This is a genomic window from Aeromonas sobria (assembly GCF_000820145.1).
Lineage (GTDB): Bacteria > Pseudomonadota > Gammaproteobacteria > Enterobacterales > Aeromonadaceae > Aeromonas > Aeromonas sobria.
The window spans coordinates 208323-234099 of record NZ_CDBW01000006.1; the positions used below are offsets into that span (position 1 = coordinate 208323).

Genomic DNA, 25777 nt, shown 5'->3' on the forward strand with positions numbered 1-25777 from the left:
TCAACAGAGAGGGGCCGTTAATTGACGGCCCCTTTCTCATATCGCTCTCGGCCCAGCGCTAGCGACGCTTTGCCGATTTGCCAGAGACGCCCTAGAAAGGCGCGCTGGTCTCGTCGGCATCCTGTAAAAACTGCTCCAGCTCGGCCTGATAGGCCTCGTCATTGTGACTGCTGCTGGCAGCGGGGACGGCTGCAGGCCGGGCGATGGGAGGGGCGGTGAGGGTCTCCATCACCCGCTGCTGCAGATAGGGGTAGAAGGGGTTGGAGGAGGTGCGGGTGAGGGCGCCGGGGTTGACGATCAGCACCCCGCGCTCGCCGCGCAGGGCCAGACCGCCGAGATTGATGCCATATTGCTCCCGCTGTTCGGGGCGCGCCGCCATGCCATAGAGGGGGTCGTCCATCGGGAAGGGGAGCGCCACGTGGGAGAGGGAGTAGATCTCCTTGGGATAATCGATACCCAGCGGGCGGACCTGCTCAGGTTGGTCGGTGGTGGCCAGCGTCCTGGCCTGTGTTGCGGGGGAAGCAGGTTCGACATTGCCCACCACGGTGAGGCGGTAGTGCTGGGGGGCGTTTGGCAGCAAACGGTGCAGCGCCAGCTCGGAGGCCGAGCTCATCAGCGGGCCAAACAGGGTGCTGCGGTTGATATCAAACAGCACCAGTTCGCTGCCGTTGGCCGGCAGGTAGTGGTAGAGATCGGCAATGATGGAGCGGGTGCTGACGGTGTAGTCCATCACCGACTGGAAGGTGAGGGCGGGGGGACACGCCGCCAGCTCGCCACTGGCGGCCAGCTGGCGTACCTGCTGCTGGATGGCGTGAGTCAGGCGATAGGACTGGCGCGCGCCGTTGACCGGAAACGAGTTGTACTTGAACGGGTTGAACTCCGGCATGGTGTCGAGCCAGGCGGCGTTGGCAAAGGCGGGCAGCAGGGCAGGCACGGCCTTGAGCCCGGCGAAGCGGGCAAAGCGGGTCACCCCGATCATCGGTGAGATCAGTACCAGCTGATCCGGTTTTGCCAGCGTGCCGCTCTGATCGGCTAATGCATCGAGCGCATATTTCACCGCCAGCGCGCCGCCGTTGGAAAAGCCCACCAGATGCAGCGGCCGCTTGCCCGGTGCCAGCAATCTGGCCTCCCGCACCGCCAGTCGGGTGGCGGCCAGCCAGGTCTCCCAATCCACATCCACCAGTCCGGCGGGCACGGTGCCGTGGCCGGGGATCCGCAGCCCCAGCGCGATAAAGCCCTGCTGCTGATAGCGTCTGGCCAGATGGCGCAGGCTATAGGGGGAGTCGGTCAAGCCGTGCAGCAGCACCGCCACCCCTTTGACTTCCCCCTCGGGGCGCAGCAGGTAGGAGCGGTTCCAGTTCTCCTGAAAGCGGGCGGGATTGATGGGGGAGTCCTGATAGTAGCGATTGCTGGCCAGTTGCTGCTCCGGCGGTGTCTTGGCAACCACCTCGGTGGCCACCAGCTCAAACAGCTGATCTTCGCGGGTCAGATAGGCTTGCCAGTCGCTGCTATCGAGCTCATTGGCACTGAGTTCGGGGGGCACCACTGTGTGCCACAGCTGCAGCGGCGCTGCCTGCCAGGCGAAGTAGGCGATCACCGCCCATGCGGTCAGCAACAGCAGCAACAGGGTCAGCAGAGCACGGCGGATGAGGCGGCGAGTGTGAGCCAGCATGGCGCAATCCTTGGCGATAGAGGTGAAGCCGCATCTGGGCGGGCGAGTTCGGCGCAGCACCCAAGGCGCTGATAACCGGCTTAAAGCCTAATGGAAACAAGGTGATATGTATAGTTGATGGCGATGGGCCGCGCCGGAGTCGGGCATCTGCTCCCGCCAGCAACGTCAGGCTGGCAGCGCCGGGGTTGTGTCGTGTGCTTTGTGTCGGCTTGAGCTTATCACCGGATGCCTGCCCGATAGCCGTTGCCCTGCAACTATCTGCCCCTGAAAGGGGCCAATTATGCTACTGTAGCGGCGTTTTTTGCGGGTTAGGCTGGCATTGGCCTTTTTTGAAGATGGAATGGTATGCAGAACTTTGATGCAGTGAATTGGCTGATCCAGCAGACAGCCTTCCCAGCGTGGCTGACGCTGGCAAATGGACAACAGGATGGGGCCAAGGCCCTGTGGCAGGTGACCCATGCTGGCTAATGAATCCATGCGTCTGAACAAGTACATCAGCGAGAGCGGCATCTGCTCGCGCCGTGAAGCCGACCGCTTTATCGAGCAGGGTCAGGTGTTTATCAACGGCAAGCGGGCCGGGATCGGCGATCAGGTGCATGCTGGTGATCTGGTCAAGGTCAATGGTCAGGTGATCGAGGCCCGTGAGGCGGACAGTCTGGTGTTTATCGTGCTCAACAAGCCGGTGGGCATCGTCAGTACCACAGAGGCGGGCGAGAAGGACAACATCGTCGATTTCGTCAACCACAGCACCCGGGTCTTCCCCATCGGGCGGCTCGACAAGGATTCGCAGGGTCTGATCTTCCTTACCAACCACGGCGATCTGGTCAACAAGATCCTGCGGGCGGGCAACGATCACGAGAAAGAGTATCTGGTGACCGTCGACAAGCCGGTGACCGACGAGTTTGTGCGCGGCATGGCGGCCGGGGTGCCGATCCTCGGTGCCGTCACAAAGAAGTGCAAGGTGAAGAAAGAGGCGCCGTTCGTCTTTCGCATCACGCTAGTGCAGGGGCTGAACCGCCAGATCCGCCGCATGTGCGAGTACTTCGGCTTTGAGGTAACCAAGCTGGAGCGTATTCGTATCATGAACGTCAGCCTCAAGGGCGTGCCGGTGGGTGAGTGGCGCGATCTCACCGACGACGAGCTGATCGAGCTGTTCAAGCTGATTGAGGACTCCTCCTCCGAGGTGAAACCGGCTAAAGGCGACAAGCCCAAGGTGGCCAAGGCCCCGGCCGGACAAGCTGGCAAATTGGCACCCGGCAAGAAGCCCCGCCGCGATGACGATCACGAGATCGGTGGTCGCCCCAATGTGCCGGGCCCGGATGCCTTCGAGAATAAGAGCCCGGTAGGCAAGGGTGGCGCGGGTAAAGGGGCTGCCAATAAAGGCGGTGCCGGAAAAGCGGCCGCAGGCAAAGGGGCCCCCAACAAGGGTGGCAAACCGGCGGCAGGCAAGCCGCGCACCGCGAACGCCGGACGGCAGAAGAAGGGGCGCTGAGTTGCACCTCTGAGTGGCGTCAGCCTCACCTTGTTATCCCCAACACGGTTATCCCCAACACACCGGCCTCAGGCCGGTGTGTTGCTTTGGGCCGTACTGCTGCCCATGGCCGCAGGCGCGGGCAACCTCATCACCTTGGCATAGCCGCGCGGATCCAGGCGCAGCACCAGCAGGCTCATCAGCAGCAAGCCCCCCAGTTGCCACTGCCAGGCGGCCGCAAAGTCGCCGAAATGGTGATAAAGCCGCGCTGCCACCCAGGGGCCGGTAGCTGCCAACATAAAACCGAACCCCTGCATCAGGGCGCTCAGGGTGCCCGCGCGGCGCGGGTCGGGCAGGTGATCGAGCGCAATCACCATGATCAGCGAAAAGCTGCCGCCCAGACCTGCGCCACACAGCATGCACCAGAGCATGGGGGCCGCCTGTGGCGCCAGCCAGAGACCGGCGAATCCTGCCAGCTGCATGGCGATGGCAAGGCCCATCCAGGGGCGTCGGTCTATCTTGCGGGCGGCCAGCAGCGGCAGGCCGAGGCCGCTGGCGGTTTGCGCCAGTGCCAGCCAGGCCACCAGCTCGCCCGCCTGTGCGGCGCTCCACCCTTGCGCCATATAGGCGGGGGCCAGCCAGGCGACAACTATGCCGTAGCCGCTGTTGATGATGCCAAAGCAGACGATCAGCAACCAGCTGCGGGGCAAGGTGATCAGCCGCTGTTCGCCGTCGGGAATCGCTACCGCCGCGGTGCTTGGCAGACGCACTTTCCACCCTAGCCAGACGAGGGCCAGCAGCACCGGCAGGCTCCAGATCGCCAGTGCCCGCGACCAGTCGAGGCTGGCCGCCAGCCGTGGGGTGAGGCTGGCCCCCAGCGCTCCGCCCCCCATCATGCAGGCGGAGAAGATCCCCATCACCAGCGGCACCTTGTGGGCGAACGCTTGTTTGATCAGCGCCGGCAGCACCCCCTGCACCAGCGCCGACCCCAATCCACAGAGCGCCGCGCTGGCGATCAGCAGGGCGCCGCTTTGGGCATCGAAGCGGATGGCGCTACCAATGCCGAGCAGCAGCAGGGCCGCCCCCAGCAGTTGGCGTGGGCTGGCGCGCCGACGCAGGCTGGGGGTGAGCAGCACGCCAATCCCGATCAGCCACAACGGCAGCAGGGTAAGCCAGGCGAGGGTGTCCATCCCCAGCGCCAGACGCTGGTCAATGGCTTGGGCCAGCGGGCCGATGGCGGTGAGAAAGGGGCGCAGGTTCAGGCCAATCAGGATCACCAGCACCAGCAGGGCGGTCTGGCCTGCGGGTTGATCCGCATTTCGTTGATTCATTGGGTGCAGTTTCCGGTTCTGGGAGAAACAGGGCGCATTCGGGACGCGGAACAATCGGGGCAGAACATGGCAGATCACCGTCAAAGGGGCGAAACGCCAGCCTAACGGGGTCGAAAGTCATTTGGAAATTAAATGATAGAATGAGTTCCAGTGGTTTTATAAATGGAGTGCCCCATGCTGGATCCCCTGTTACTGCGCAGTTTTGTCGCCATTATCGACACCGGCAGCTTTACCCGCGCCGGTGAACGGGTCCATCTGACCCAATCCACCATCAGCCAGCAGATCCGCCGCCTTGAGCAGCAGCTCGGCTGCCCGCTGCTGGACCGCGCTGGCCGTCAGGTGGTGGCGACGGCGGAGGGGGAAAAATTGCTGGGACTGGCCCGCCGCATTCTGGCGCTGCTGGCACAGGCCGAGGAGCAGGTGACCGAAGGGAGTGTGGCGCTCAGCCTCGGGGTGCCGGAGGATTTCGCCGCCGGCGCCATTACCCCGGTGCTGGCCGCCTTTGCCCGCGACTACCCCGAGGTGCGGCTGGAGGTGCAAAGCGGCCTGAGCCACGAGATCTGGCAGCGTTTCGAGGCGGGAGAGCTGGATCTGGCGCTGGTCAAGCAGACGCGGGGGCAGGGTTCGCCCCTTGCCCGCTGGCGCGAGCCGCTGGTGTGGGTCGACAGTCGCGACTGGCCCGCCCGGGAGCGGGAGCCGCTACCGCTGGTGGTGTTCCCAAGCGAAGGGCTCTATCGGCGGCAGATGACCGAGGCGCTCGATGGCCTTGGGCGGCGTTGGCGCATCGCCTATGTCAGCGCCAGCCTTGCCAGCTTGCAGGGGGCGGTGAGCGCAGGCATTGGTGTGAGCTTGCTGCCCAAACGGTTGATGCCTGCCGATCAGGTGGCCCTGACCCAGTGGCCCAAGGTGGCGCCGGTGGAGCTGGCGCTGCATGCCGGGGTAAGCGGGGGCGAGCCGCTCACCCGGTTGAGTTCGGCCCTGATCGCCCTTTGCGACGAGGTGATGGGGCCGCAGTAATCTACGGTGCGGGGAAAAGCTGAAGCCTAAAAGAGAAGCAGGAAAAAGAGCGACAAGGTGCGGGAGAGATCAGTGATCCTTCCCCTCCGCCAGCTTGCGCTCGTAATCCTGTTTCACAATGGCCAGCGCCGCCAGCACCAGCTCGGGGGCAAGCCCGTTGGTTTCCAGCAGTTCAATCAGATCCACCGCGAGTTTCACCTCGGGCGGGGCAGTTTCCAGTGACATTCGGTGTGGCCTCGGTTGGTTCTGGTTACGGGAATAAGCGGGGAGTATACAGGGGCGCCGCCGTTGGCCGAAAGCGCCCCGCTGTGTCGGGGAGGGAGGTTGTGCCGGATCAGAGGTGCTGGCGCATCTCCTTGTCGATCTCCTCGCGCAGGGCGATCAGCTTTTTGGCGTACTGCTGCAACTGCAGATCGCTCTCGCTCATCGGCTGCCACTGGGGCACCGGGGTCGGTTTGCCCTGCTCATCCATCGCCACAAAGATGATGATGCAGTGGGTGGTCTTGTGACGCTCGGTGTCGGTGGGGTGGCGGCTGTAGACATCCACCGCCAGATGCATGCTGGTGGTGCCGGTGTGGATCACCTGGGCGTGCACCTCCACCAGCTGGCCAATCTGGATGGGGCGCAAAAAGCGGATCCCCCCCACATAGACGGTCACCGCATAGCCGCCACACCAGCCAGCGGCGCAGGCATAGCCCGCCTGATCGATCCACTTCATCACCATGCCGCCGTGTACCTTGCCGCCGAAATTGACGTCAGAGGGTTCGGCCAGAAATTGCAGGGTCAGTTCGCGATTGGGCACAGTCACATCCTTATTGCCTGAAAAGTTTCCCTGAGCTTTGCCCCATCGGGCAGCCCGGTCAAGGGTTCATCCCCGATTCAGGAGGGCGGGGTCACTATCTTGCTTTACGTATCCCGATTTCAGATTTCTTACCCGCAGGAGTGACACCATGAAACAGATGCTGGAACAGTTGCTGGGGGCAGGCAAAGGCTTGCTCAACGACGGGGGCGACAAGCGCAAGGGGCAGATGCAGGGAGCGCTGGCCGGTGGCGCGCTCGGTCTGCTGCTGGGCAATAAAAAAATGCGCAAATATGGCGGCACAGCGGCTGCCGTGGGCGGCGCTGCAGCCCTTGGCGGACTGGCCTACAAGCTCTATCAGGATTGGCAGGCCCAGCAGGCGGCGCCAGCTCAGCCCACTCATCCCATCAGCGCGCTGGAAGGCAATGCGCTGGATGCCCGCGCCACCCTGCTGGTGCGTGCCATGGTGGCTGCGGCCCGGGCCGACGGCCATATCGATGGCGCCGAGCGCCAGAAAATTCAGGAGTACCTGACCGAACAGGGCCAGAGCGATGCGGCCCGTTGGATTGACGCCGAGCTGGCGCGCCCCCTAGACCCCCACGCGCTGGCGCGGGAAGTGACCGACATGGAGCTGGCCACCGAGGTCTATCTCGCCTCCCTGCTCGCCATCGAGGTGGATCACTTTATGGAGCGCGGTTATCTCGACGAGCTGGCACGCGCCCTCAAGCTCGATGACAACCTCAAAGGAAGCATCGAGCGGCAGGTGGCGCAGCTCAACGCCCCCGCCTGATATTGCTCATAGCCATGGATTGCCGATAACGCCCCGCTCAAGGGGCGTTGTTGTTTCTGTTGCTCGTCAAAAGATGCGGATGAGCCTATTTGGATTGCGGGGCACAGCCCCTAAGATGGCGCAGGGTTATCAGCATTTTTGCAAGGAGCAACCATTGGAGATACGCAAGGCAACCGAACTGGATATCGACGCCATTGTCGAGCTAAACCGGCAGATAGGCGAGATCCACCATCAACACTATCCCGATCTGTTCTGCCCCCCCTCACCAGAGGAGCGGGCATTTTTGCTCGGCGCCATCGGCGCAGAAGAGCGTCTGTTCTGCGTTGCCGAGCAGGATGGCATGGTGGTGGGCTTTTTGACGGCGCGGATCGACATCAATGACAGTGTGCCGTTTCTCACCAATGCGCCGATTTGCCGTATCGGCTCAGTGGTGGTGGATGAGTTGCATCGCTCCCGCGGGATTGGCAAGGCGCTGATCGTCCATTGCGACAGTTGGGCCAAGGCCCGCGATGCCCAGCAAATCCGGCTGGAGGTGATGGCCTTCAACCAGCGCGCCAAAGCGCTCTACGCGTCGCTGGGGTTCAAGGTGCAGTCGCAGATCATGGCCAGATGATCGGCATCCGATGGCGAGCCAAGGCGCGTCGCTCTCCAACCACAAAGGCCCGTTACGGGCCTTTGTTCGTTTCGCCAGCGGCTCTTTGCCTCGTTACTTTTCACCGAGTTGTGCGGCAATCAGCGCGGCCAGTCGGGTGAGGGCCTGCTCCAGCTGTTCGCTCCAGGGATGGGAGCTGTTGAGGCGCAGGCAGTGGTTGTGCTGCCCCTGACTGGAAAAGAGCGCGCCGGGGGCCACTGAAAAACCGCTGCCAAGGGCCTGGGCGTGCAGGGCGCGGCTGTCGAGGTGGGCGGGAAACTCCAGCCAGAGGAAGTAGCCGCCATCGGGGGAGGAGATGCGCACCTCGCCCGGCAACAACCGCAGCAGGGCGGCCCGCATCTGCTGCTGGCGCTGGGCCAGGGTGTGGCGCAGGCGGCGAAAGTGGGCATCCACTCCGCCCTGGCGCAGCATCTCGGCCAGTGCCAGCTGGCTCGGCACATTGGTGGAGAGGGTGGACATCAGTTGCAGCCGCTGCACCCGCTCGGCATGGGGCCCCGCCACCACCCAGCCGACCCGAAAGCCCGGCGCCAGACACTTGGAGAACGAGCTGCAGAGCAGGCTGTCGCCGCGCTGATCCCAGTGCCAGATCGGCTTGGGGCGCTCGCGGCCAAAGTAGACCTCCGCATAGACGTCATCCTCCACCAGCGGCACCCCGTGGCTGTTGAGCAGCGCCATCAGCCGCGCTTTGTGGCCATCCGGCATGGTGTGGCCCAGCGGGTGCTGCACATTGCCCATCAGCCAGCACGCCTTGACCGGCATGCGGGTGAGGGCGTCGGCCAGCAGGTCGAGATCGATGCCCACCCCCGGGATCACCGGGATCTCCACCGCCTTGAGCTTCAGCCGCTCGATGGCCTGCAGGGCGCCATAGAAGGTGGGGGACTCTACCACCACCCAGTCACCGGGCTCGGTCAGCACCTGCAGGCTGAGGGAGAGCGCCTCCATGGCGCCGGTGGTGATGATGATCTCCTGCGGATTGACCGCCACCCCGTCACTGGCGTAGCGCTGGGCGATGGCGCGGCGCAGCGCTTCGTTGCCGGGGGGCAGGTCGGCCACCGTGCTGAAGGGATCGAGCTTGCGCATGCAGCTGGCCAGCGCCCGCCCGAGCTGGGGGTGGGGGAACAGGGTCGGGTCGGCCACCGACATGCCAAGGGGCACCAGCTCCCGCGACTTGCTCGCCTGCAACACTTCGAACACCAGATCGTTGATATCGACTGATCCGCTGTAGTGGGTCTGGCTCGGGGTGTGCTGCACCATCTTCGACGAGGCCGCCTTGACGTAGTAGCCGGACTGGGGGCGGGCGAGGATCCGCCCCTGACTTTCGAGCAGTTGATAGGCCTGCAACACCGTCATGGGGCTGAGCCCGTGGGTCTTGCAGCTCTGGCGAATGGAGGGGATGCGCTCCCCCGGTTGCCAGATACCATCGTCGATCTGGCTTTGCAGGCGGTCGGCCAACTGCTGGTAAAGAGACATGATCTGGATCAACTGTTATAGGTGTAATTCAATATAACTGCATCTGTTATAGGTGTCATGCTCCGTGGTGTACTTGTCAGACACGAAACGTGTAGAGCAAATACAACAAAAGAGAGTGACGCATGATCAATCCGGATGACGTGGTCAGCCTGTCTCGCCTGCAATTTGGCGCCACGGCTCTGTTCCACTTCCTGTTTGTCCCCCTCACGCTGGGGTTGTCCTGGATCCTGGTGATCGCCGAGTCGGCCTATGTGATGACCGGCAAGGTGATCTATCAGGACATCACCCGCTTCTGGGGCAAGCTGTTTGGTATCAACTTCGTCATGGGGGTCACCACGGGGATCACCATGGAGTTTCAGTTCGGCACCAACTGGGCTTATTACTCCCAATATGTCGGTGACATTTTTGGCACCCCGCTGGCTATCGAGGGGCTGATGGCCTTCTTCCTCGAATCGACGCTGGTGGGGCTCTTCTTCTTCGGCTGGGACAAGCTCTCCCGCGGCAAGCACCTGCTGGTGACCATGCTGGTGGCGCTCGGCTCCAACCTTTCGGCACTGTGGATCCTGATCGGCAACGGCTGGATGCAAAATCCGGTGGGGGCCGAGTTCAATCTGCTGACCCAGCGGATGGAGCTGGTGGATATCGCCGCCGTGCTGTTTAACCCGGTGGCGCAGGTGAAGTTCGTTCACACCGTCGCGGCGGGCTATGTGGCGGCCTCCATGTTTGTGATGGGGGTGAGCAGCTGGTATCTGCTGCGCAAGACCGAGGTGCAGTTTGCCCTGCGCTCCTTCGCCATTGCCTCCGGTTTCGGGCTGGCGGCCATCCTCTCGGTCATCGTGCTGGGGGATGAGTCGGGCTATCGCACCGGTGAGGTGCAGAAGGTCAAGCTCGCTGCCATCGAGGCGGAGTGGGAGACCGAGCCAGCGCCAGCTTCCTTTACCCTGTTCGGCTTCCCGGATCAGCAGGCGCAGACCACCCACGCCGCCATCAAGATCCCGTATCTGATGGGGATCATCGCCACCCGCTCCATCGACGAGGCGGTGACCGGCCTCAAGGATATCAAGGTGCAGAACGAGGCGCGCATTCGCAGCGGCATGGTGGCGGCCGAGGCCCTCGACCAGATCCGGCAGGGCGCTGACACCCCGGCCAACCGCGCCCGCTTCGAGCAGCATGGCAAGGATCTCGGCTACGGCATGCTGCTAACCCCCTATGCCAGCAATATCGCCAAGGCCGGTGAGGCAGAGATTGCCAAAGCGGTCGATGACTCCATCCCGCCGGTGGCGCCGCTGTTCTGGGGCTTTCGGGTGATGGTGGGGCTTGGCGTCACCATGCTGGGGCTGATGGTAGTGAGCTTTGTCCAGCTCTGCCGCAACCGGCTGCAAGACTCACCGCGCCTGCTCAAGACCCTGCTCTGGAGCATTCCGCTGCCCTGGATTGCCATCGAGGCGGGCTGGCTGGTGGCCGAGCTTGGCCGTCAACCTTGGACCATTAGCGACGTGCTGCCGGTCTCGGCCTCGGTCTCCCTGCTCCAGCCGGGCCAACTCTGGTTCAGCCTGATCGCCATCTGTTCCATCTACACCCTGTTGCTGGTGGTGGAGCTGTTCCTGTTGCGCCATGTGATCCGCAAGGGGCCCGCCATTCTCCATACCGGCCGTTACGCTGGTGAACAACCCGAACTTGCGAGGATCGCCTGATGGATTACGCAACCCTGAAACTCATCTGGTGGGGGCTGGTGCTCTTCATGATGGTCGCCTTTATCGTGATGGATGGCTTCGATCTCGGTATCGCCATGCTGTTGCCGGTGGTGTCGAAAGACGATGCAGATCGGCGACTGGTGATCAACAGCGTGGGGCCGGTGTGGGAGGGTAATCAGGTGTGGCTGATCGCCGGTGCCGGTGCCCTGTTCGCCGCCTGGCCGCTGGTCTATGCCGCCGCCTTTTCGGCGCTTTATATCCCCATGGTGGTGTTGTTGCTTGGGCTCTTTCTGCGCCCGGTCGGCTTTGACTATCGCAGCAAGCTGGCCGATCCGGTGTGGCGTCGCTGGTGGGATCGCGCATTGGTGGCCGGTGGTCTGGTGCCAACCCTGATCTTCGGCGCCGCCATCGGTCTGGTGATGGAGGGGCTGCCGTTTCGCTTCGACGAGGGGCTACGGTTGCACTACGGGGCGTTCAATTTCCACTGGGGCTGGCTGCTCTCGGTGCTCGCCACCGCGATATCTCTGTTGCTGCTCCATGGTGCCAGCTTTTTACAGGCCAAGGTGACCGGCACCCCCGCCTTGCGCTCACGGGGGCTGGCCATCTTGTTAGCCCCGCTGGTGACCCTCTGTTACCTGTTGGCCGGTTGGCATCTGGTGGAGCTGCCGGGCTATCAGCTGAGCGGTCTGGGCACGCAGCCCTTTGACCCCAATGCAGCGATCACTCCCTTGATGAAAGGGGTGATCCCCCAGAGTAATGGCTGGCTGCAGAACTATCTGGATTATCCGCTGCTGTGGCTGGTGCCGGTCATCGGGGCGCTGGCGCCGCTGGTGAGCGGAATTGCCGCCTGGCTGGAGCGGGGCCGGATTGCGCTGCTGGCCAGCGGCCTGGCCTGCGCCACCATGCTCTGCTCGGTGGCCATCGCCCTGTTCCCCTTCGTGCTGCCCTCATCCCTTGATGCGGTCAGCAGCCTGACCCTGTGGGACAGCACCTCCAGCTACAAGACGTTGGCCATCATGTTCGGCATCGTACTGGTGCTGCTCCCCGTCAACCTTGGCTACACCGGCTGGGTCTACCGGGTGGTGCGCGGCAAGCTCGACCGTGCCCGCATCAAGCGCGACAGCCATCAACTCTACTGACCATAAGGAGGACGCTATGTGGTACTTCACCTGGATTTTGGGCCTCGGCTTCGCCCTGCTGCTGGGCCTGTGCAACCTGCTCTGGCTGGAAGCGCGCTGGCAGGCGGACGAACGGGACGGCAACTGACAGCGGGGGGCTCGCGCCCCTCCCTACGGCCAGTGGCTGGCGCACCAACGCAACCACCGGCCCCTCTCCCCCTGTAAACGATACAAACGACACACTTTCAACCGACAACCAACCGACAGGTAATTGTGATGAAACAGAGATTGAAAGCGGTGGCGCTGGCCATCGGGTGCGCGCTCACCGTCGCCCCGGCCTGTGCCGAACCGGTACAACTGACGCCACTGGATAAAACCTTCACCCTGCAGGTGCTCGGCAGTGGTGGCCCCATCTCCGACGATCTGCGCGCCTCCTCCAGCGAGGTGATCTGGTGGAAGGGGAAATCCCGCATCCTGATCGATGCCGGTGGCGGCGTCTACCTGCGCTTCGGCCAGGCAGGGGCCAAGCTCGAAGAGGTCGATTTTATCGGCATCAGCCACTTTCACACCGACCATGTGACCGACTTGCCCGCCCTGCTCAAGGGGGCCTACTTCTTCGAGCGCAGCGATCCGCTGGATCTGGCGGGGCCCGAGGCGGGTTCGGCCTTCCCCAGCATGAGCGGCTACTTTGATGCCCTCTTCAACAAGGAGAAGGGGGCCTATGCCTACCTGAGCGGTTTCAAGGATGGCACCGATGGCCTCTTTCCCATCAACTTGCACGATGTGCCCTATCAGACCCCGCAGCCCCACACTGTCTATCAGCAGGATGGGCTGACCATCACCGCCCTCGGCATCCCCCACGGTGACGTGCCCTGTCTGGCCTATCGCATCGAGAGCGCCGAGGGGACCATCGTCATCTCGGCGGATCAGAACGGCAGCAACCCGGCCTTTGCGCCGTTTGCCAAGGGGGCCGACATTCTGGTGATGCCGCTCGCCATCCACGAAGCGGCTGATCCGGTCTCCGCCTCGCTCCACGCCAAGCCATCAGTGGTGGCCAAGATTGCCGCCGAGGTGAACCCCACGCTGCTGGTGCTGAGCCACTGGATGGGGGTTGGCCTCAATCACAAGAAAGAGGCGATGGCCATCGTCAAGCAACAGTTCCACGGCCAGATTGTGGCCGCCCGGGATCTCTCCAGCTACCCCGTTTCATCCGTCAAGGAGTCCGCTCATGAGTAACTCAAGCAGCAACAAAACCACCGGCAAACTGACCCTCTCCATCGCCATGACCAGCCTGATTGCCCTGACCCCGGGGCTGGCGCTGGCGGCCACCCCGAGCGATGCGCCGGTGAAAGCCGCCACCAGCGAACAGCACGGCGGCAAGTGTGCGGCGGGCAAGTGCGGCACCGAGAAGCGCTTTGAGAAGCAGGCTTTAGAGAGCGACCCGCAAGGTCGATTGGTGCGCGCCCGTGACGGTAAGTGCGGCGTGGCGGAGCAGGGGATTGATGGCGACACATCCAGTAAGGGCAGCAAGATGACGGAGGGGGTATGCGGCCAATAAGCTCCCGCAGTCGGGGGATTGGGCTGCGCCAAGAGCATCTGGATGTGCTCTGCAGCGGCCCCATCCGCTCCGGCATCGACTTTCTCGAGCTGGCACCGGAAAACTGGATGGCCATCGGCGGCGCCAAGCGGGCGCAGTTGCATCAGCTGGCCGAGCGTTATCCGCTGGTGGCCCACGGGCTCAGCCTCTCCCTCGGCGATTGCCAGCCCCTTAATCGCACCCTGCTTGGCCAGAACCGCACCTTTCTGGACGAGTTCGGCATCGAGATTTACAGCGAGCACCTGAGCTTTTCCCGTGATGACAAGGGTTATCTCTACGAGCTCTTACCGGTGCCGCGCCAGTGGGAGAACATCCCCTATCTGGCCGCGCGGATCGAGCAGGTGCAGGAGGCGCTGGCCCGCCCGCTGGTGCTGGAAAATATCTCCTACTACCACGGCTATGACCACGAGATGCCGGAGGAGGGTTTTCTTGCCGAGCTGATGGCGCGCAGCGGTTGCGAGCTGCTGCTCGATATCAACAACGTTTTTGTGAACAGCCGCAACCACGGTTACTGCCCCAAGCGGATGATCGCCGGGTTGCCGAGCAATGCGATCCGCTATTTCCATATCGCCGGCCATCTGGAAGAGGCGGATGGCACCCTGCTGGATACCCATGGCAAACCGGTGTGCGAGGAGGTGGTGGCGCTGGCCCGTTATACGGTGCAGACCCACGGCCTGCGCCCCTTGTTGCTGGAGCGGGATCACCATCTGCCGTCGTTGCCTGAGCTGGAAGCCGAGCTGGCGTGGGTGCATGGCGCCTGTTGCGAGGCGCTCGACAGTCAGCTGCGGGAGGTGCGCTATGGATAAACGGTTATCTCTGATCACATCGCCCAAAACGGCCCCGCAGCGGATGCAGCAGCAGACAGCCTGGCTGGCGAGCCGGGTGCGGCTGCCGCAGGATGGCATCGCCAGTCACTATGCCCGCAGCGTGCGTGCCAATGTGGAGTCGGTGCTGGAGAGCGCTTTTCCGCTCACCCACGCTCACTGGGCACCGGTGGACAGGTGGCAGCTGGTGGAGGGCTTTGTTATCCAGCACGGCGCTGAGGCCCCCGAGTTTCACCATATCGCCACCGAGTTTGTCCGCTATGTGCAGCATCGCCACAGTGAAGGCTCTCTCAACTGGCCCAGGCAGCGGCTGGCGCTGCTGGAGTACGAGTGGGCCTGCCTCTGTGTCGAGATTGATGAAGGGGTGGTGCCGCAAGTGTTGCCGGGGGAGGAGGTAACGGCGGAGAGTTCGTTTGTGCTCAATCCCACCCTGCAACTGCTTGAACTCCCCTTTGTCATTCGTCGCAGCGGCGTGCTGCCGACCCGACAGGGTAGCCACTTCTATGGCCTGTTTCGCAACCCGGCTCATCAGGTGGTGACCCAGCGGCTGCGCGAATGGGATGTGGCGCTGATCCAGCTGCTGCAACAGCAGCCTGGGATCACCCAAGCCGCATTCCAGCAACAGGTGCAACAGGTTCGCAGCGACTTTGATCTGATCGAGTGGGCTCGCCATTTTCACCGGTTGGGTCTGCTTACCCTGCCCGTTGGCGAGCGCCAGCCCGGCATCCCCTTGCCCCCATTTAGCAAACACCAAGGAGAATTCCCATGAACAACACCCTGATCCAGTGGTACGAGCGGGCGGTGGCCCAGTGCAAGCGGCTCGATTTTCTGGCCCTGCTGGCCATTCGCCTCTATCTCATTCCGGTCATCTATGTGGGGGCCCACTCCAAGGTGATGGGCTTTGCCGGCACGGTCGCCTGGTTTGGTGCCCCGGTCTCGGAAGGGGGGCTCAACCTGCCGTTCCCGACCCTGCTCGCCTTTCTGGCGGCGGGCACCGAGGTGCTGGGCTGCATCTGCATCGCCCTTGGCCTCTTTACCCGTATCATGGCCATTCCCACCATCTTCCTGATGAGCGTGGCGAGCGCCATGGTGCACTGGAAGCACGGCTGGGACGCCATCGCCACCGGCAGCATGGAGGCCACAGTGCGCCTCAACGGCTTTATCGAGTGGCTGGCGGCCAACTTCCCCGGTCGCTACAACTACATCACCGAGCTGGGGGACCCCGTGATGCTCAACAACGGGATGGAGTTTGCCGCCACCTACTTCGTGATGTTGCTGGTGCTGCTGGTTTACGGCGGGGGTCGCTACGTCAGCCTCGACTACTGGCTCAAGCGGGCGGTGAACAAGGGGGAAGTGGTTTCTCGCACGGCATAACAACCAACAACAATAACAGCGCGTGAAAAGAGACGAGCGGCATAAGCCGCTCGTTTTTATGTGATGAAGGGAGAGGGCAAAGCTGCCTGCTAGCGCAGCTTATGCCTGACAGGCGGCGAGCCGGACGGCTTCGCGGCGCTCGCTGACATGGGTCAGCCCGTAGGCCAGCAGCACGATAAGGGCGCCGATCCAGGGAGTGTGCATCAGGCCAAGGTGTTCCACCACCAGACCACCGACGATCGACCCCAACGCAATGCCGACGTTGAAGGCGGCGATATTGAGGCCCGATGCCACATCCACCGCCTTGGGGGTGTGCAGTTCGGCCTGTTGCACCACCAGCACTTGCAGGCCCGGCACGTTGCCGAAGGCAAAGGCGCCCCATACCAGCACGGTGAGCACGGCCAGCACCGGATGGGGGGCGGTGAAGGTGAGGGCCAGCAGCACCAGCGCCAGACCGCCAAACAGCAGCTTGAGGGCGGGCAGGGGGCCCAGACGGTCGGCCAGCTTGCCACCCCAGATATTGCCGATGGCGACCGATACCCCGTACACCAGCAGAATGAGGCTCACCGCCCCGGCACTAAAGCCGCTCACCTGCTGCAGGATGGGGGCGAGGAAGGTGAACGCCGTGAAGGCGCCGCCGTAACCCAGCGCCGTCTTGGCGTAGACCAGCAGCAGCGGCTTGTTGGTCAGCACCGAGAGTTGCTCGCGGATGGTCGAGGCCGCCCCCTTGGGCAGGTTGCTTGGGATCAGCAGCAGGCTACCCACCATGGCGACCAGGCCGAGCAGGCTCACTACCAGAAAGGTTTCACGCCAGCCAAACACCTGACCAATCCAGGTGCCGAGTGGCACGCCGGTTACCAGCGCCACTGTGAGGCCGCTGAACATGATGGCGATGGCGCTGGCCGCCTTCTCTTTGGCCACCAAGCCAGTGGCGATGGTGCTGCCCACCGAGAAGAAGACCCCGTGGGCCAGACCGGTCAGCACCCGAGCAACGATCAGGCTCTCATAGCCAGGGGCCTGCCAGGCCAGCAGGTTACCGGCGGTAAAGAGCGCCATCAGCCCTACCAGCAGCCACTTGCGCGGCACCTTGCCGGTGAGCGCCGTGAGCACGGGGGCGCCGATGGCTACGCCAAGGGCATAGAGGCTGACCAACAGGCCTGCCGAGGGAAGCGAGACATTGAGCTGCTGGGCTATGGTGGGGATGAGCCCCACAATCACAAATTCGGTGGTGCCGATCGCAAAGGCACTTAAGGTGAGGGCAAATAACGCCAGTGGCATAACAACTCCTTGGATAGGGACTCCCGACGGGAGAATGGCGCCAGTATGCGGGGGCAGTTTGTTGGCAAAAATGACGGTAACAGCAAATGACTTTTGATAAATAAGCATCAATGGCGGTGCGCTGCAGGGGTTTTCGTTACCCTCTGTGCGACCGCTAGTCAGTGATCGCCATCCCAGAGTGGAGTAGCAGTGAACCCTTTTGGAACTCGCTTAAGCTCCAGTACAAGATGGCCCGCATAGGATTACCTTTGATGACCCCTCTTGTACCGGTCGTGTCACGGCCGTCTCTTGTTTGACAGGTAACATGATGAAATTAAACCGACTCTCCTCTCTTTTACTGTTGTGCGGTGCCTTTGCGGTACAGGCTGGTCAGAGCGATCCCCTGTCTGCCTGGAATGACACGGCGGCCAAACAGGCGATCACCCGCTGGGTGACCAATGCCACCGATCAGCAGCAGGCCACGTTTATTCCCCAAGAGAAGCGCCATGTGGTGTTTGACAATGACGGCACCCTCTGGCCGGAAGCGCCCATGACCTATCAGCTGCAGTTTGCGATGGACGAGATCAAGCGCCTGGCGCCGGAACATCCGGAGTGGAAGGCCGATCCCATCGTCGCGGCAGTGCTGAACAACGACCTCAAGGCCGTGGCCAAATCGGGAGAGAAGGGGCTCGCCAAGCTGGTCGCCCTGACTCACAGCGGCATGACCACCACCGAGTTTGCCGAGCGAGTCAGCCGCTGGATCAACAGCAGCAAGGATCCCCGCTTTGGCTGCCATTACGATCAGCTCGGTTATCTGCCGATGAAGCAGCTGCTGAACTACTTGCGGGACAATGGCTTCCAGACCTGGATTGTCTCCGGCGGCGGCGTCGACTTTATGCGGGTGATGTCCGAGCAGATGTATGGCATCCCGCCCCAGCAGGTGATTGGCTCCTTCACCCTCGGCGAATTTGCCTTGACTGGGCAGGGCAGCGAGATCCGCAAGACCATGAACGGCGCCTTTTTTGATGACGGCAAGGCGAAACCGGCGGCCATCCACCTCTTTATGGGACAGCGCCCGGTCGGCGCTTTTGGCAACAGCGATGGCGACGTGCCCATGCTGCAATACACCTCAACCAACCCGGATTACCACACCTTTGGCCTGCTGGTGCACCACACCGATGCCAAGCGCGAATATGCCTACGACAACCATCCGCCAGCCAGCGGCAAGCTGATCGACGGGCTGGCGCAGGCAAAAGCGCGGGGCTGGGTGGTGGTCGATATGAAATCAGACTGGAATCAGGTGTTCGATCCCGCCCTCTGCCAGAACGCGCTCTGATTGCGGGGCTACGTTTGGCCTTAACCGGCCGGATAAACGTGAAGTAGGGCAAGAAGAGTGTGAGGCAAGAAAAGAGACAGGGAGAGCATGATGCTCTCCCTGTTTTATGTGAGGCAGGGTTATCTAGAGCGCCAACGGCTGATAGCGGCGAATGGTGCTGTTGGCAAACCAGGGCTCGGCCTTGGCGACAAATTCGGTAAAGTGAGGCTGGCCCTGATGGGCGGTGAGGGCCGCTTCACTCTCCCATACCTCGTAGAGCATCCAGCTGTGAGGATTGTCCAAGTCCTGATGCAGCTGATAGCGCTGGCAGCCCGCTTCTTGCAGGGTGGCCGCGATCAGCGGCTCAAGGGCGGCGCGAAACTGGGTGGCGAATTCGGGTTTGGCTTCAAGCTGGGCAATCACAATCACGGGTGGTGACATCTGAACCTCCTTGGCAAAAACGAAGGGTCAGTATGCCTGCCGTGACTTGCTGGAAATAGGGCGATTGGTGCAACAGTGAATTGATAGGGATGCAACAATGAGAGTTATTTTTAAAAGCCGTGTTTTTCGTCAACGACATTGACTGTGTAAGACATTATTTTTGATGCCACATCAAAAATATCTTTAGCTGTGATTTCATTTTCCTCCGCAATCAAAAATATTTCAGAAGCATCATCTTCTCGTCCTGAGCCTGGATCAGGATAGCGGCCAGCCCAATATACAAAATGTGTTATCCCTCGTAAGATAGCCTTATCTTTATTTGTTAAGTCAGGTACAAGCTCGGCTAAGACATGCAAGCGATGATGTCTGTTTTTCTTTTCAATTTCTTTATAACCATCAGTCCCATGTTTGATAACCATCATGGCTTTAAGAGCTACTTCCAGACTATAACCGACTAGCATCAGACCTATGGCACAAAATTGGCTATCACATATACCCCTAAAATGAATAGGCATGTTTTCAAACTTAGGCTCCGACTTGATTATGGTAACTGCAGCTTGAGTCAATGCTTCTGCTTGTGATATCCATAAAATTGGATTTTTCAATATTTCGTATGTGGGGGGAGTGTATGGGTCAAAGTCTGAATTAGTGACTATTGACTCAATCATACGCCATTGAAGAAATCCCTGAGCGCTATAGCTTAATGGGTCTCTGTTGAACTTATCTCTGTCTGCTTCTAATCCAAACATAATTAAATCCCTTTAGTTATTTAAATAAATGAAAATATATGCCATCAGTTTTTGTCAGACCAAACTGCAAATTCATTGCCACTGGGCTCGATAAAGTGGAAACGGCGGCCACCGGGAAAATCGAAAAGAGGGCGGTTGATGGTGCCACCGTGTTGGCTCACCTTGGCTTGAGTCGCTTCAATATCCGCGCTGTAGAACACCAGCAGGGCACCGCCCTGAGCTGTCAGGTTGCACTGATCCGCACGATAGAATCCGCCATCCAGCCCCTCATCGGCAAAGGCGCAGTAGTCGGGGCCGTAATCGACAAATTGCCAGCCAAATACGGCCTGAAAGAAGGCTTTAGTCGCGGTAAGATCCCGCGCTGCAAACTCCACATAGTTCAGTTTTTCATGGGCGTTCATACCGTTCTTCTCCCTCATCAGCATCGGTGGGCTCAGCAAGTTGTTCCCACGGGGTCAGTTTAAGCTGCTTGCGCCGCAGCCAGAGCCAAGATGCCATGGACAGGCCGAATAATCCCGCAAACAGGGCTGTTTGGCGCAGGGCAAATAGCGGATCTATCCCCATGGGTTGCCAACTAAAAAACCACATCACCATGCCCCAGACAAGACCAATACCGACGCCGAATATCAGAACGTTGGTTAGCCAGCCCTCATAGTGAGGCGGTTTGACGGGATAACCGAACCTGCATACCAGCCTGCACAGCGGTGGATTGTAGTTGGCATGCCATACCCCTTTGCTCGCCAGCTCCTGATGGGCTGCGGCCAGCCGCTCTTCAAATGTCATGGTGTTCGTCCTTGTGATTCCCTAGTGCCATACGATGCCGTTTTGGCAGCATTGTACTGGCAAACCGTGAGTGCGGTGTGGGCTCGCGGTCACGTTATGTTTCTGTGGAAAATAAAAGGTGGCGCCATAGCGCACTTGCCAATCCACAGCAGCTGCGCCTATAAAGGCCCATTACTCTTGTCCGGATAACAGCAATGAAGACCCATTCTGATGAACTGACCCTGTTTGTGGCGGTGGTGGAGGCGGGCAGTTTTCGCCAAGCGGCGGAGAACCTCGGCATGGATAACTCGGTGGTGAGCCGTGGCATCAAGCGGCTGGAGGAGAAGCTCTCCACCATGCTGCTCAATCGCACTACCCGCCGGGTCAGCTTGACCGAGGAGGGGAGCTGGTTCTATCAGCGGGCGGTAAAGATCCTGACCGAGATGAGCGAGGCGGAGGGGCATCTGCTGATGCGCCGGGAGCAGCCAGAGGGGATCTTGCGGGTCGATGCGGCCACCCCCTTTATCCTGCACCGGCTGGTGCCGATCATTGGCGAGTTTCGCCGCCGCTACCCCGCCATCGAGCTGCAACTGCACAGCTCGGAGGGTTTTATCAATCTGATGGAGCGGCGGGTGGACATGGCCATCCGCATTGGCGAGCTGACCGACTCCTCCCTGCGCGCGCTGCCGTTGGGCCGTTCGCGGTTGCGGCTGCTGGCTTCTCCCGCTTATTTGAGCGAGCGCGGCACCCCGCGCCAACCGGCGGATCTGCTGAGTGGCCACGAGCTGCTCGGCTTTTTGCATCCCGATCACCTCAACCACTGGCCGCTGCTCAGTGCCGAGCAGGGGGATCGCTTTGCCATCACCCCCAGCCTGCGCGCCAGCAGCGGCGAAACCTTGCGCCAGCTGGCGCTGGCGGGGCAGGGGATCGTCTGTCTGTCGGACTTTATGACCGGGCCGGATCGGGCGAGCGGGGCGCTGGTGGAGGTGCTGGCCCGCAGCAACAGCGGCGCCTCACGGCCCATCAATGCGGTCTTCTACTCCGATGCCCAGCGGGATATCCGGCTGCGGGTCTGGCTCGATTTTCTCAAAGAGCAGCTGGGCAGCCATACCCTGTAGCGCAGGTTGGTTTGTGCGGTTTGTTTGAGCGGTTCGTCGCTGCGGTTTGCTAATTGAAGAACAAGTCGCTCATTCGCCGTAGCCAATCAGCATCAGCCAAGCGGCGGATAAACAGACGGCCGACTTGAGGGTCGGCCGCCGGTTCGGGAAGGTATGCAAGATTAGGCGGATTTAGCGTGGCAGTTTGCCCCAGACCCGGCTGAGCAGGGCGCCGCCGATCACCGGCGGAATGGCCAGCAGCAGGGTCCACTGCCAGGAGAGGCCGCCTACTGTGGCCGCCAGTACGATGCTGATGAGGACCACCAGTTGGGCCACCATCATCAGGAAGGTGCCTTCGCGGGGGGTCAGTGTCTCTTTTTGAGTTGCGATGTGGGCTACGGGCGCTTGAGTGGTGGTCGGTTTCATGGCGATATCCCTCTGTTGAGTCTGATATCACTAAGCAATGGCTGTTCCACATTTTTTCACGTTAATTATCAAGGGCTTGCTCTCTTTTTCGTCATTCCCGTTTTGAGAGCGCAGGCAAAATGATTTGCAAAATGAAAACGCCACCGGAAGGTGGCGTGTTGGTTATTGAGAGGGAGAGGGGAAGAGTCGGGCCTAGCCAATCCGGTATTGGCGGATCTGCTCGTCGATGGCCTTGGCCAGTTCGAACAGTTCGCGACTGGCGACATTGCTCTCCTCGGCGTGTTCCCGCTGGTGTTCGGCCACCATGGCCAGCTCATCCAGCGCCGTTCTGGCTTGCCCCATCTGCTGATTCTGAGATTGCGCCAGCGCGCTGATCCCGTTGATCTCTAAGGCGGTCTGATTGATCTGGCTGGTGGCATCAACCAGCACCTCTCTGGCCTGATTCATCCGGTTGTATCCCTCTTCGCTCAGGGTGCGTGAATCTGCCATCGAGCTGCTGGCCTGCCGGGTTCCCTCCTGCAGCCGCAAGATAAGATCCTGCACATCCTTGGTGGCGGTCTGGGTGCGTACCGCCAGCTGACGCACCTCGTCGGCGACGACCGCAAAGCCGCGTCCCATCTCCCCCGCCCGGGCCGCCTCTATGGCCGCATTGAGGGCCAGCAGGTTGGTCTGGTTCGAGACATCGCGGATGAGATTCATGATCTGGGTGATGTTGTTGCTGTCCTTGACCACCTCTTCGAGCAGAGTAGAGGAGCTGCCGATGCTGCTGCGCAAGGAGTCGAGCTGAACGGCACTCTGGGTCACATCCTGTTCGATGCTGAGCATATGGTCGGCGATGCGCCGGGTCACCTCGTTGACCCCTTCAGAACGGCTGGCGATCTGCTCTGCATTGCTGCCGATGGTGGTGACCACATTGGTCAGCTCCTGAATGCTCTGGGCCTGCTGGCACGCTTCCCCCGCCAGTGCCTGCGCCTGATGGAGGGATTGCGAGGATTGGGCCGAGAGGGCGCTACCCGACTGCTGAAAGCGGGAGAAGCTCTGGTTCAGGCTCTGGATCAGCCGGTTGAAGCTCTGGGCCATCAGCCCCAGTTCCGACTCGTCGGAGAAGTCGAGGCGGGTCGCCAGATCCCGATCGGCGGTGATGTGGTGCATGCCATCCGCGGCTTGCCGGATGGGGCGACTGATGGAGTGGGCCAGCCAGGCAGACGCCAGCATCGCCAGTCCACCAATAGCCAGCGATACCATGATAATGAGCTTGCGGGAGGCGAGCAGCCCCTCTTCCAGCTCGGCGCCATTTATCTCGCCGATCAGCAGCCGGTTGAGGGTGGGGATGTAACGCACCGCGATGAGGTAGGTTTGCCCCTCCAGCGTCAGTGCTTGCACGGCCACTTGATCCCGGGCGTTGGGGGTGAGCCGTTTGACGGTATCGAGGAAGGATTGCTGGTGGTGGGCGGCCCCTTCCTGCTCTTGCTCGGGGTGGATTTCGATCTTGCCGTCCATATCCGCCAGATAGACTTGCCCGCTCTTGCCAATCCGGTAGCTGCTGATGAGCTTGCTCAGGGCGCTCATGTCGATGGAGGTGCCCGCCACCGCCAGGGTCTTGCCCTCGTGGGTGACGGCGGTGTTGATATAGAGGGAGGCACGCTTGTCAAAATCGGAGATGTCGAGGTTCAGCTCATAGGGTTTGCTGCGTTTGAGAAAGCCGTAAAACCACTCATCTTTCGGGTCTGATCCGTTCAGCGCTTTCTGGGCGGTGGGGCCGCCGCTGAAGTTGAGCAGGGTATTGGTCTGGCGAGGAGCGATAAAGACGTTGCCGCCGATCCGCCGCTGCAGATCCTGAAAGTAGCGCTCCATCTCGGGCCACTGCGCTTCGGGCATCCCTTGGGCCAGCCAGTCGATGACGAAGCTGTTGCTGGCCAGCGCCTGCGCCTCGGTCAGGTGCTGGATCAGCTGGGCGGTCAGCTGGTTGGCAATCCGATCCACACTGCTTGGCAGCTCATAACGCTCCACCCGCTGCTGGGCTTGCGTGTGGGAGATCTGCTCGAGGATCAAGGTGATGCAGCTGATGGCGATGACCATCAGAATGGCTACGCCGGAGAGGATCCGTGTGCGGATCCCGAGCCCCGACCAGAGTGAGTGCAGTGTAAAACGGTGTATCGCCCTCTCCATATCCCTCTCCTGTCATAAATTAGGTCGCATATGCGACCCAGAAGATGATTATAGATAGATAAGTCAATTGTGTTGCGCTGGGGGTTGGTAACTGGTCGCAGCCGCAACATGTGGCGGTATCAACACGAGGGAAGGGGAGTGACAACATCCAGGGCGCAGGCAAAAAGAGAGGCCGACATTGCGGTCGGCCTCATTAGTTATGTATGTCAAAGGGGAGTCGGTTGCCCGATTAATCCTCTTCAGCCCAGCGGCGTGAACGCTCAACCGCTTTTTGCCAGCCACGGTAGCGCTTGGCGCGATCTTCTTTGTCCATCTGCGGGATGAACTCGCGATCCACGCTGAACTTGTCTTCCAGCTCGTCGGAGCTCTTCCAGAAGCCGACAGCCAGACCCGCCAGGAAGGCGGCGCCCATGGCAGTGGTCTCGATGCGGGTCGGACGTACCACTGGGGTGTGCATCATGTCAGCCTGGAACTGCATCAGGAAGTCGTTGGCCACGGCGCCGCCGTCTACCTTCAATGCTGCCAGCTTGATGCCGGAGTCCTGCTGCATCGCATCCAGCACATCGCGGCTCTGATAGGCGATGGATTCCAGCGCGGCACGGATGATGTGGTTGCGGTTGGCGCCACGGGTCAGACCGACCATGGTGCCGCGAGCGTACGGATCCCAGTAGGGGGCACCCAGACCGACGAAGGCCGGTACCAGATAGACGCCGTTGGTGTCACCCACCTTGGAGGCGAAGTAGTCGGTATCGCGAGCATCGTGAATGATCTTCAGCTCGTCACGCAGCCACTGGATGGTGGCGCCGCCCATAAACACGGCACCTTCCAGCGCGTAGTTCACTTCCCCTTTCGGGCCGATGGCGACTGTGGTGAGCAGACCGTGGTTGGAGCGAACCGGGGCTGTGCCGGTGTTCATCAACAGGAAGCAGCCGGTGCCGTAGGTATTCTTGGCCATCCCTTTTTCGAAGCAGAGCTGGCCGAACAGGGCAGACTGCTGGTCACCGGCAATACCGGCGATGGGGATGCGGGAGCCGCCGCCACGGGTGGTGTAGCCGTACACTTCGGAAGAAGGTTTGACCTCTGGCAGCATGGACATGGGGATGCCCAGCTCGTCCAGCATCTTCTCGTCCCACTTCAGGTCGCGGATGTTGTAGAGCATGGTACGGGAGGCGTTGGTCGGATCGGTGACGTGCACCTCGCCGTTGGTCATCTTCCACACCAGCCAGGTGTCTATGGTGCCGAACAGCAGCTCGCCGTTCATCGCCTTCTCGCGGGCACCTTCGACGTTGTCGAGGATCCACTTCACCTTGGTACCGGAGAAGTAGGCGTCCAGCACCAGACCGGTATTGTCGCGCACGTACTCTTCCAGACCGCGGGCCTTGAGCTCTTCGCAGATGGCCGCGGTGCGGCGGCACTGCCAGACGATGGCATTGTAGATGGGCTTGCCGGTGGCTTTTTCCCATACCACTGTGGTTTCACGCTGGTTGGTGATACCGATGGCGGCGATCTCTTCGCTGCGCAGGCCGGTCTTGGCCAGCACTTCGGTAAAGACGGAAGATTGGGTCGCCCAGATCTCCATCGGGTCGTGCTCTACCCAGCCCGCTTTCGGGTAGTGCTGGGTGAATTCGCGCTGGGAGGTGCCGACTATGTTGGCATCCTGATCAAACACGATGGCGCGGGAAGAGGTGGTTCCCTGGTCCAGAGCGACGATATATTTTTTTTCAGCAGACATGATGTTCTCCACGTTTCTAT

The 25777-nt window shown here is 61.3% G+C and carries 28 protein-coding genes; 15 read left to right on the forward strand and 13 right to left on the reverse strand.

The genetic code is table 11. The features are described from left to right. Positions 1 to 91: 91 nt before the first annotated feature. A complete protein-coding gene (locus BN1135_RS03425; RefSeq protein ID WP_042018880.1) occupies positions 92 to 1672 on the reverse strand; it encodes an alpha/beta hydrolase in 1581 nt (526 codons plus the stop codon). A gap of 345 nt (positions 1673 to 2017) precedes the next feature. Here BN1135_RS03425 and BN1135_RS22545 point away from each other — a divergent pair, with 345 nt between their 5' ends. Then, positions 2018 to 2140 carry a hypothetical protein gene (locus tag BN1135_RS22545; RefSeq protein ID WP_263053669.1) on the forward strand — a complete coding sequence of 41 codons (123 nt, stop codon included), beginning with the start codon at positions 2018 to 2020 and terminating at the stop codon, positions 2138 to 2140. Then, positions 2130 to 3164, forward strand: coding sequence for a 23S rRNA pseudouridine(2604) synthase RluF (gene rluF, locus BN1135_RS03430; RefSeq protein WP_042018882.1), 1035 nt, complete (start codon positions 2130 to 2132; stop codon positions 3162 to 3164). Before BN1135_RS22545 ends, rluF begins: the two co-directional genes overlap by 11 nt. A 68-nt stretch (positions 3165 to 3232) precedes the next feature. Here rluF and BN1135_RS03435 read toward each other — a convergent pair whose 3' ends face one another. Then, positions 3233 to 4474, reverse strand: coding sequence for a cyanate transporter (locus tag BN1135_RS03435; RefSeq protein WP_042018883.1), 1242 nt, complete (start codon positions 4472 to 4474; stop codon positions 3233 to 3235). Between the two features lie 174 nt (positions 4475 to 4648). Between BN1135_RS03435 and BN1135_RS03440 the strand changes: the two genes are divergently transcribed. Next, a complete protein-coding gene (locus BN1135_RS03440) occupies positions 4649 to 5491 on the forward strand; it encodes a LysR family transcriptional regulator (protein ID WP_042018884.1) in 843 nt (280 codons plus the stop codon). Between the two features lie 69 nt (positions 5492 to 5560). On the opposite strand, the gene rsmS is transcribed toward BN1135_RS03440, so the two are convergent. Together rsmS and BN1135_RS03445 are read right to left on the reverse strand one after the other, a co-directional pair. Further along, positions 5561 to 5716 carry a pleiotropic regulatory protein RsmS gene (rsmS, locus tag BN1135_RS21305; protein WP_071287594.1) on the reverse strand — a complete coding sequence of 52 codons (156 nt, stop codon included), beginning with the start codon at positions 5714 to 5716 and terminating at the stop codon, positions 5561 to 5563. 109 nt (positions 5717 to 5825) lie between these two features. Next, the gene (locus BN1135_RS03445; protein WP_042018886.1) at positions 5826 to 6293 is read right to left on the reverse strand and encodes an acyl-CoA thioesterase; all 468 of its coding nucleotides are present in this window, start codon (positions 6291 to 6293) and stop codon (positions 5826 to 5828) included. 148 nt (positions 6294 to 6441) lie between these two features. On the opposite strand from BN1135_RS03445, the gene BN1135_RS03450 reads away from it, so the two are divergent. Then, a complete protein-coding gene (locus tag BN1135_RS03450) occupies positions 6442 to 7080 on the forward strand; it encodes a tellurite resistance TerB family protein (RefSeq protein WP_042018887.1) in 639 nt (212 codons plus the stop codon). 154 nt (positions 7081 to 7234) lie between these two features. Further along, positions 7235 to 7693, forward strand: a complete 459-nt coding sequence (locus BN1135_RS03455) for a GNAT family N-acetyltransferase (protein ID WP_042018888.1) — start codon at positions 7235 to 7237, stop codon at positions 7691 to 7693. A 93-nt stretch (positions 7694 to 7786) separates the two neighbouring features. Here BN1135_RS03455 and BN1135_RS03460 read toward each other — a convergent pair whose 3' ends face one another. Further along, positions 7787 to 9202, reverse strand: coding sequence for an aminotransferase-like domain-containing protein (locus BN1135_RS03460; RefSeq protein WP_042018890.1), 1416 nt, complete (start codon positions 9200 to 9202; stop codon positions 7787 to 7789). 122 nt (positions 9203 to 9324) lie between these two features. On the opposite strand from BN1135_RS03460, the gene BN1135_RS03465 reads away from it, so the two are divergent. The 8 genes from BN1135_RS03465 to BN1135_RS03500 all read left to right on the forward strand — a co-directional run bounded on the left by BN1135_RS03465 (position 9325) and on the right by BN1135_RS03500 (position 15809). Beyond that, complete coding sequence (locus BN1135_RS03465) at positions 9325 to 10896, forward strand: cytochrome ubiquinol oxidase subunit I (protein ID WP_042018891.1); 1572 nt, start codon at positions 9325 to 9327, stop codon at positions 10894 to 10896. Then, positions 10896 to 12035 carry a cytochrome d ubiquinol oxidase subunit II gene (cydB, locus tag BN1135_RS03470; RefSeq protein ID WP_042018893.1) on the forward strand — a complete coding sequence of 380 codons (1140 nt, stop codon included), beginning with the start codon at positions 10896 to 10898 and terminating at the stop codon, positions 12033 to 12035. Before BN1135_RS03465 ends, cydB begins: the two co-directional genes overlap by 1 nt. 16 nt (positions 12036 to 12051) lie before the next feature. After that, positions 12052 to 12162 carry a cytochrome bd-I oxidase subunit CydX gene (gene cydX / locus BN1135_RS03475; protein WP_005337572.1) on the forward strand — a complete coding sequence of 37 codons (111 nt, stop codon included), beginning with the start codon at positions 12052 to 12054 and terminating at the stop codon, positions 12160 to 12162. A 128-nt stretch (positions 12163 to 12290) separates the two neighbouring features. Beyond that, on the forward strand, positions 12291 to 13250 hold the full coding sequence (locus BN1135_RS03480; RefSeq protein WP_042018894.1) for an MBL fold metallo-hydrolase: 960 nt from the start codon (positions 12291 to 12293) through the stop codon (positions 13248 to 13250). Further along, on the forward strand, positions 13243 to 13572 hold the full coding sequence (locus BN1135_RS03485; protein WP_042018895.1) for a hypothetical protein: 330 nt from the start codon (positions 13243 to 13245) through the stop codon (positions 13570 to 13572). The genes BN1135_RS03480 and BN1135_RS03485 overlap by 8 nt, the downstream gene beginning before the upstream one ends. After that, positions 13560 to 14417 carry an MbnB/TglH/ChrH family RiPP precursor modification enzyme gene (locus BN1135_RS03490; protein ID WP_042018896.1) on the forward strand — a complete coding sequence of 286 codons (858 nt, stop codon included), beginning with the start codon at positions 13560 to 13562 and terminating at the stop codon, positions 14415 to 14417. The genes BN1135_RS03485 and BN1135_RS03490 overlap by 13 nt, the downstream gene beginning before the upstream one ends. Beyond that, entirely contained in the window at positions 14410 to 15204 is a 795-nt protein-coding gene (locus tag BN1135_RS03495) for an HvfC/BufC family peptide modification chaperone (protein WP_042018897.1), read from the forward strand. The genes BN1135_RS03490 and BN1135_RS03495 overlap by 8 nt, the downstream gene beginning before the upstream one ends. Continuing rightward, positions 15201 to 15809, forward strand: a complete 609-nt coding sequence (locus BN1135_RS03500) for an HvfX family Cu-binding RiPP maturation protein (protein WP_042018898.1) — start codon at positions 15201 to 15203, stop codon at positions 15807 to 15809. The genes BN1135_RS03495 and BN1135_RS03500 overlap by 4 nt, the downstream gene beginning before the upstream one ends. 99 nt (positions 15810 to 15908) lie before the next feature. Here BN1135_RS03500 and BN1135_RS03505 read toward each other — a convergent pair whose 3' ends face one another. Beyond that, positions 15909 to 17087, reverse strand: coding sequence for an MFS transporter (locus tag BN1135_RS03505; protein WP_042018899.1), 1179 nt, complete (start codon positions 17085 to 17087; stop codon positions 15909 to 15911). A 304-nt stretch (positions 17088 to 17391) separates the two neighbouring features. Between BN1135_RS03505 and BN1135_RS03510 the strand changes: the two genes are divergently transcribed. Continuing rightward, positions 17392 to 18402, forward strand: a complete 1011-nt coding sequence (locus tag BN1135_RS03510) for an HAD family hydrolase (protein ID WP_223290090.1) — start codon at positions 17392 to 17394, stop codon at positions 18400 to 18402. Between the two features lie 123 nt (positions 18403 to 18525). Here the strand turns inward: BN1135_RS03510 and BN1135_RS03515 are convergent, their stop codons facing one another. The 4 genes from BN1135_RS03515 to BN1135_RS03530 all read right to left on the reverse strand — a co-directional run bounded on the left by BN1135_RS03515 (position 18526) and on the right by BN1135_RS03530 (position 20354). After that, a complete protein-coding gene (locus BN1135_RS03515) occupies positions 18526 to 18822 on the reverse strand; it encodes a putative quinol monooxygenase (protein ID WP_042018903.1) in 297 nt (98 codons plus the stop codon). Positions 18823 to 18932: 110 nt separating this feature from the next. Further along, the gene (locus BN1135_RS03520; protein ID WP_042018905.1) at positions 18933 to 19571 is read right to left on the reverse strand and encodes a HEPN domain-containing protein; all 639 of its coding nucleotides are present in this window, start codon (positions 19569 to 19571) and stop codon (positions 18933 to 18935) included. A 44-nt stretch (positions 19572 to 19615) separates the two neighbouring features. Continuing rightward, positions 19616 to 19972, reverse strand: a complete 357-nt coding sequence (locus tag BN1135_RS03525) for a VOC family protein (protein WP_042018906.1) — start codon at positions 19970 to 19972, stop codon at positions 19616 to 19618. Beyond that, entirely contained in the window at positions 19959 to 20354 is a 396-nt protein-coding gene (locus BN1135_RS03530; protein WP_042018907.1) for a DUF6404 family protein, read from the reverse strand. Before BN1135_RS03530 ends, BN1135_RS03525 begins: the two co-directional genes overlap by 14 nt. Positions 20355 to 20548: 194 nt before the next feature. Here BN1135_RS03530 and BN1135_RS03535 point away from each other — a divergent pair, with 194 nt between their 5' ends. After that, positions 20549 to 21451: a LysR substrate-binding domain-containing protein gene (locus BN1135_RS03535; protein WP_042018908.1), complete on the forward strand. Its 903-nt coding sequence runs from the start codon at positions 20549 to 20551 to the stop codon at positions 21449 to 21451. A 171-nt stretch (positions 21452 to 21622) separates the two neighbouring features. On the opposite strand, the gene BN1135_RS03540 is transcribed toward BN1135_RS03535, so the two are convergent. The 3 genes from BN1135_RS03540 to glpK all read right to left on the reverse strand — a co-directional run bounded on the left by BN1135_RS03540 (position 21623) and on the right by glpK (position 25757). Then, complete coding sequence (locus tag BN1135_RS03540) at positions 21623 to 21856, reverse strand: hypothetical protein (protein WP_042018909.1); 234 nt, start codon at positions 21854 to 21856, stop codon at positions 21623 to 21625. Positions 21857 to 22048: 192 nt separating this feature from the next. Further along, complete coding sequence (locus BN1135_RS03545; RefSeq protein WP_042018910.1) at positions 22049 to 24025, reverse strand: methyl-accepting chemotaxis protein; 1977 nt, start codon at positions 24023 to 24025, stop codon at positions 22049 to 22051. A gap of 229 nt (positions 24026 to 24254) precedes the next feature. Next, positions 24255 to 25757 carry a glycerol kinase GlpK gene (gene glpK / locus BN1135_RS03550; RefSeq protein ID WP_042018911.1) on the reverse strand — a complete coding sequence of 501 codons (1503 nt, stop codon included), beginning with the start codon at positions 25755 to 25757 and terminating at the stop codon, positions 24255 to 24257. Positions 25758 to 25777: the final 20 nt, after the last annotated feature.

Excerpts from the sequence above, each read along its gene's own strand:
- BN1135_RS03505 (WP_042018899.1), bottom strand. The coding sequence starts at position 17,087 with ATGCCACTGGCGTTATTTGCCCTCACCTTAAGTGCCTTTGCGATCGGC.
- BN1135_RS03440 (WP_042018884.1), top strand. The coding sequence starts at position 4,649 with ATGCTGGATCCCCTGTTACTGCGCAGTTTTGTCGCCATTATCGACACC.
- cydX (WP_005337572.1), top strand. The coding sequence starts at position 12,052 with ATGTGGTACTTCACCTGGATTTTGGGCCTCGGCTTCGCCCTGCTGCTG.
- BN1135_RS03525 (WP_042018906.1), bottom strand. The coding sequence starts at position 19,972 with ATGAACGCCCATGAAAAACTGAACTATGTGGAGTTTGCAGCGCGGGAT.
- BN1135_RS03425 (WP_042018880.1), bottom strand. The coding sequence starts at position 1,672 with ATGCTGGCTCACACTCGCCGCCTCATCCGCCGTGCTCTGCTGACCCTG.
- BN1135_RS03540 (WP_042018909.1), bottom strand. The coding sequence starts at position 21,856 with ATGAAACCGACCACCACTCAAGCGCCCGTAGCCCACATCGCAACTCAA.
- BN1135_RS03460 (WP_042018890.1), bottom strand. The coding sequence starts at position 9,202 with ATGTCTCTTTACCAGCAGTTGGCCGACCGCCTGCAAAGCCAGATCGAC.
- BN1135_RS03530 (WP_042018907.1), bottom strand. The coding sequence starts at position 20,354 with ATGACATTTGAAGAGCGGCTGGCCGCAGCCCATCAGGAGCTGGCGAGC.
- BN1135_RS03545 (WP_042018910.1), bottom strand. The coding sequence starts at position 24,025 with ATGGAGAGGGCGATACACCGTTTTACACTGCACTCACTCTGGTCGGGG.
- rsmS (WP_071287594.1), bottom strand. The coding sequence starts at position 5,716 with ATGTCACTGGAAACTGCCCCGCCCGAGGTGAAACTCGCGGTGGATCTG.
- BN1135_RS03500 (WP_042018898.1), top strand. The coding sequence starts at position 15,201 with ATGAACAACACCCTGATCCAGTGGTACGAGCGGGCGGTGGCCCAGTGC.
- BN1135_RS03515 (WP_042018903.1), bottom strand. The coding sequence starts at position 18,822 with ATGTCACCACCCGTGATTGTGATTGCCCAGCTTGAAGCCAAACCCGAA.
- BN1135_RS03490 (WP_042018896.1), top strand. The coding sequence starts at position 13,560 with ATGCGGCCAATAAGCTCCCGCAGTCGGGGGATTGGGCTGCGCCAAGAG.
- BN1135_RS03520 (WP_042018905.1), bottom strand. The coding sequence starts at position 19,571 with ATGTTTGGATTAGAAGCAGACAGAGATAAGTTCAACAGAGACCCATTA.
- BN1135_RS03480 (WP_042018894.1), top strand. The coding sequence starts at position 12,291 with ATGAAACAGAGATTGAAAGCGGTGGCGCTGGCCATCGGGTGCGCGCTC.
- cydB (WP_042018893.1), top strand. The coding sequence starts at position 10,896 with ATGGATTACGCAACCCTGAAACTCATCTGGTGGGGGCTGGTGCTCTTC.
- rluF (WP_042018882.1), top strand. The coding sequence starts at position 2,130 with ATGCTGGCTAATGAATCCATGCGTCTGAACAAGTACATCAGCGAGAGC.
- BN1135_RS03535 (WP_042018908.1), top strand. The coding sequence starts at position 20,549 with ATGAAGACCCATTCTGATGAACTGACCCTGTTTGTGGCGGTGGTGGAG.
- BN1135_RS03485 (WP_042018895.1), top strand. The coding sequence starts at position 13,243 with ATGAGTAACTCAAGCAGCAACAAAACCACCGGCAAACTGACCCTCTCC.
- BN1135_RS03495 (WP_042018897.1), top strand. The coding sequence starts at position 14,410 with ATGGATAAACGGTTATCTCTGATCACATCGCCCAAAACGGCCCCGCAG.
- BN1135_RS03510 (WP_223290090.1), top strand. The coding sequence starts at position 17,392 with ATGATGAAATTAAACCGACTCTCCTCTCTTTTACTGTTGTGCGGTGCC.
- BN1135_RS22545 (WP_263053669.1), top strand. The coding sequence starts at position 2,018 with ATGCAGAACTTTGATGCAGTGAATTGGCTGATCCAGCAGACAGCCTTC.
- BN1135_RS03465 (WP_042018891.1), top strand. The coding sequence starts at position 9,325 with ATGATCAATCCGGATGACGTGGTCAGCCTGTCTCGCCTGCAATTTGGC.
- glpK (WP_042018911.1), bottom strand. The coding sequence starts at position 25,757 with ATGTCTGCTGAAAAAAAATATATCGTCGCTCTGGACCAGGGAACCACC.
- BN1135_RS03435 (WP_042018883.1), bottom strand. The coding sequence starts at position 4,474 with ATGAATCAACGAAATGCGGATCAACCCGCAGGCCAGACCGCCCTGCTG.
- BN1135_RS03450 (WP_042018887.1), top strand. The coding sequence starts at position 6,442 with ATGAAACAGATGCTGGAACAGTTGCTGGGGGCAGGCAAAGGCTTGCTC.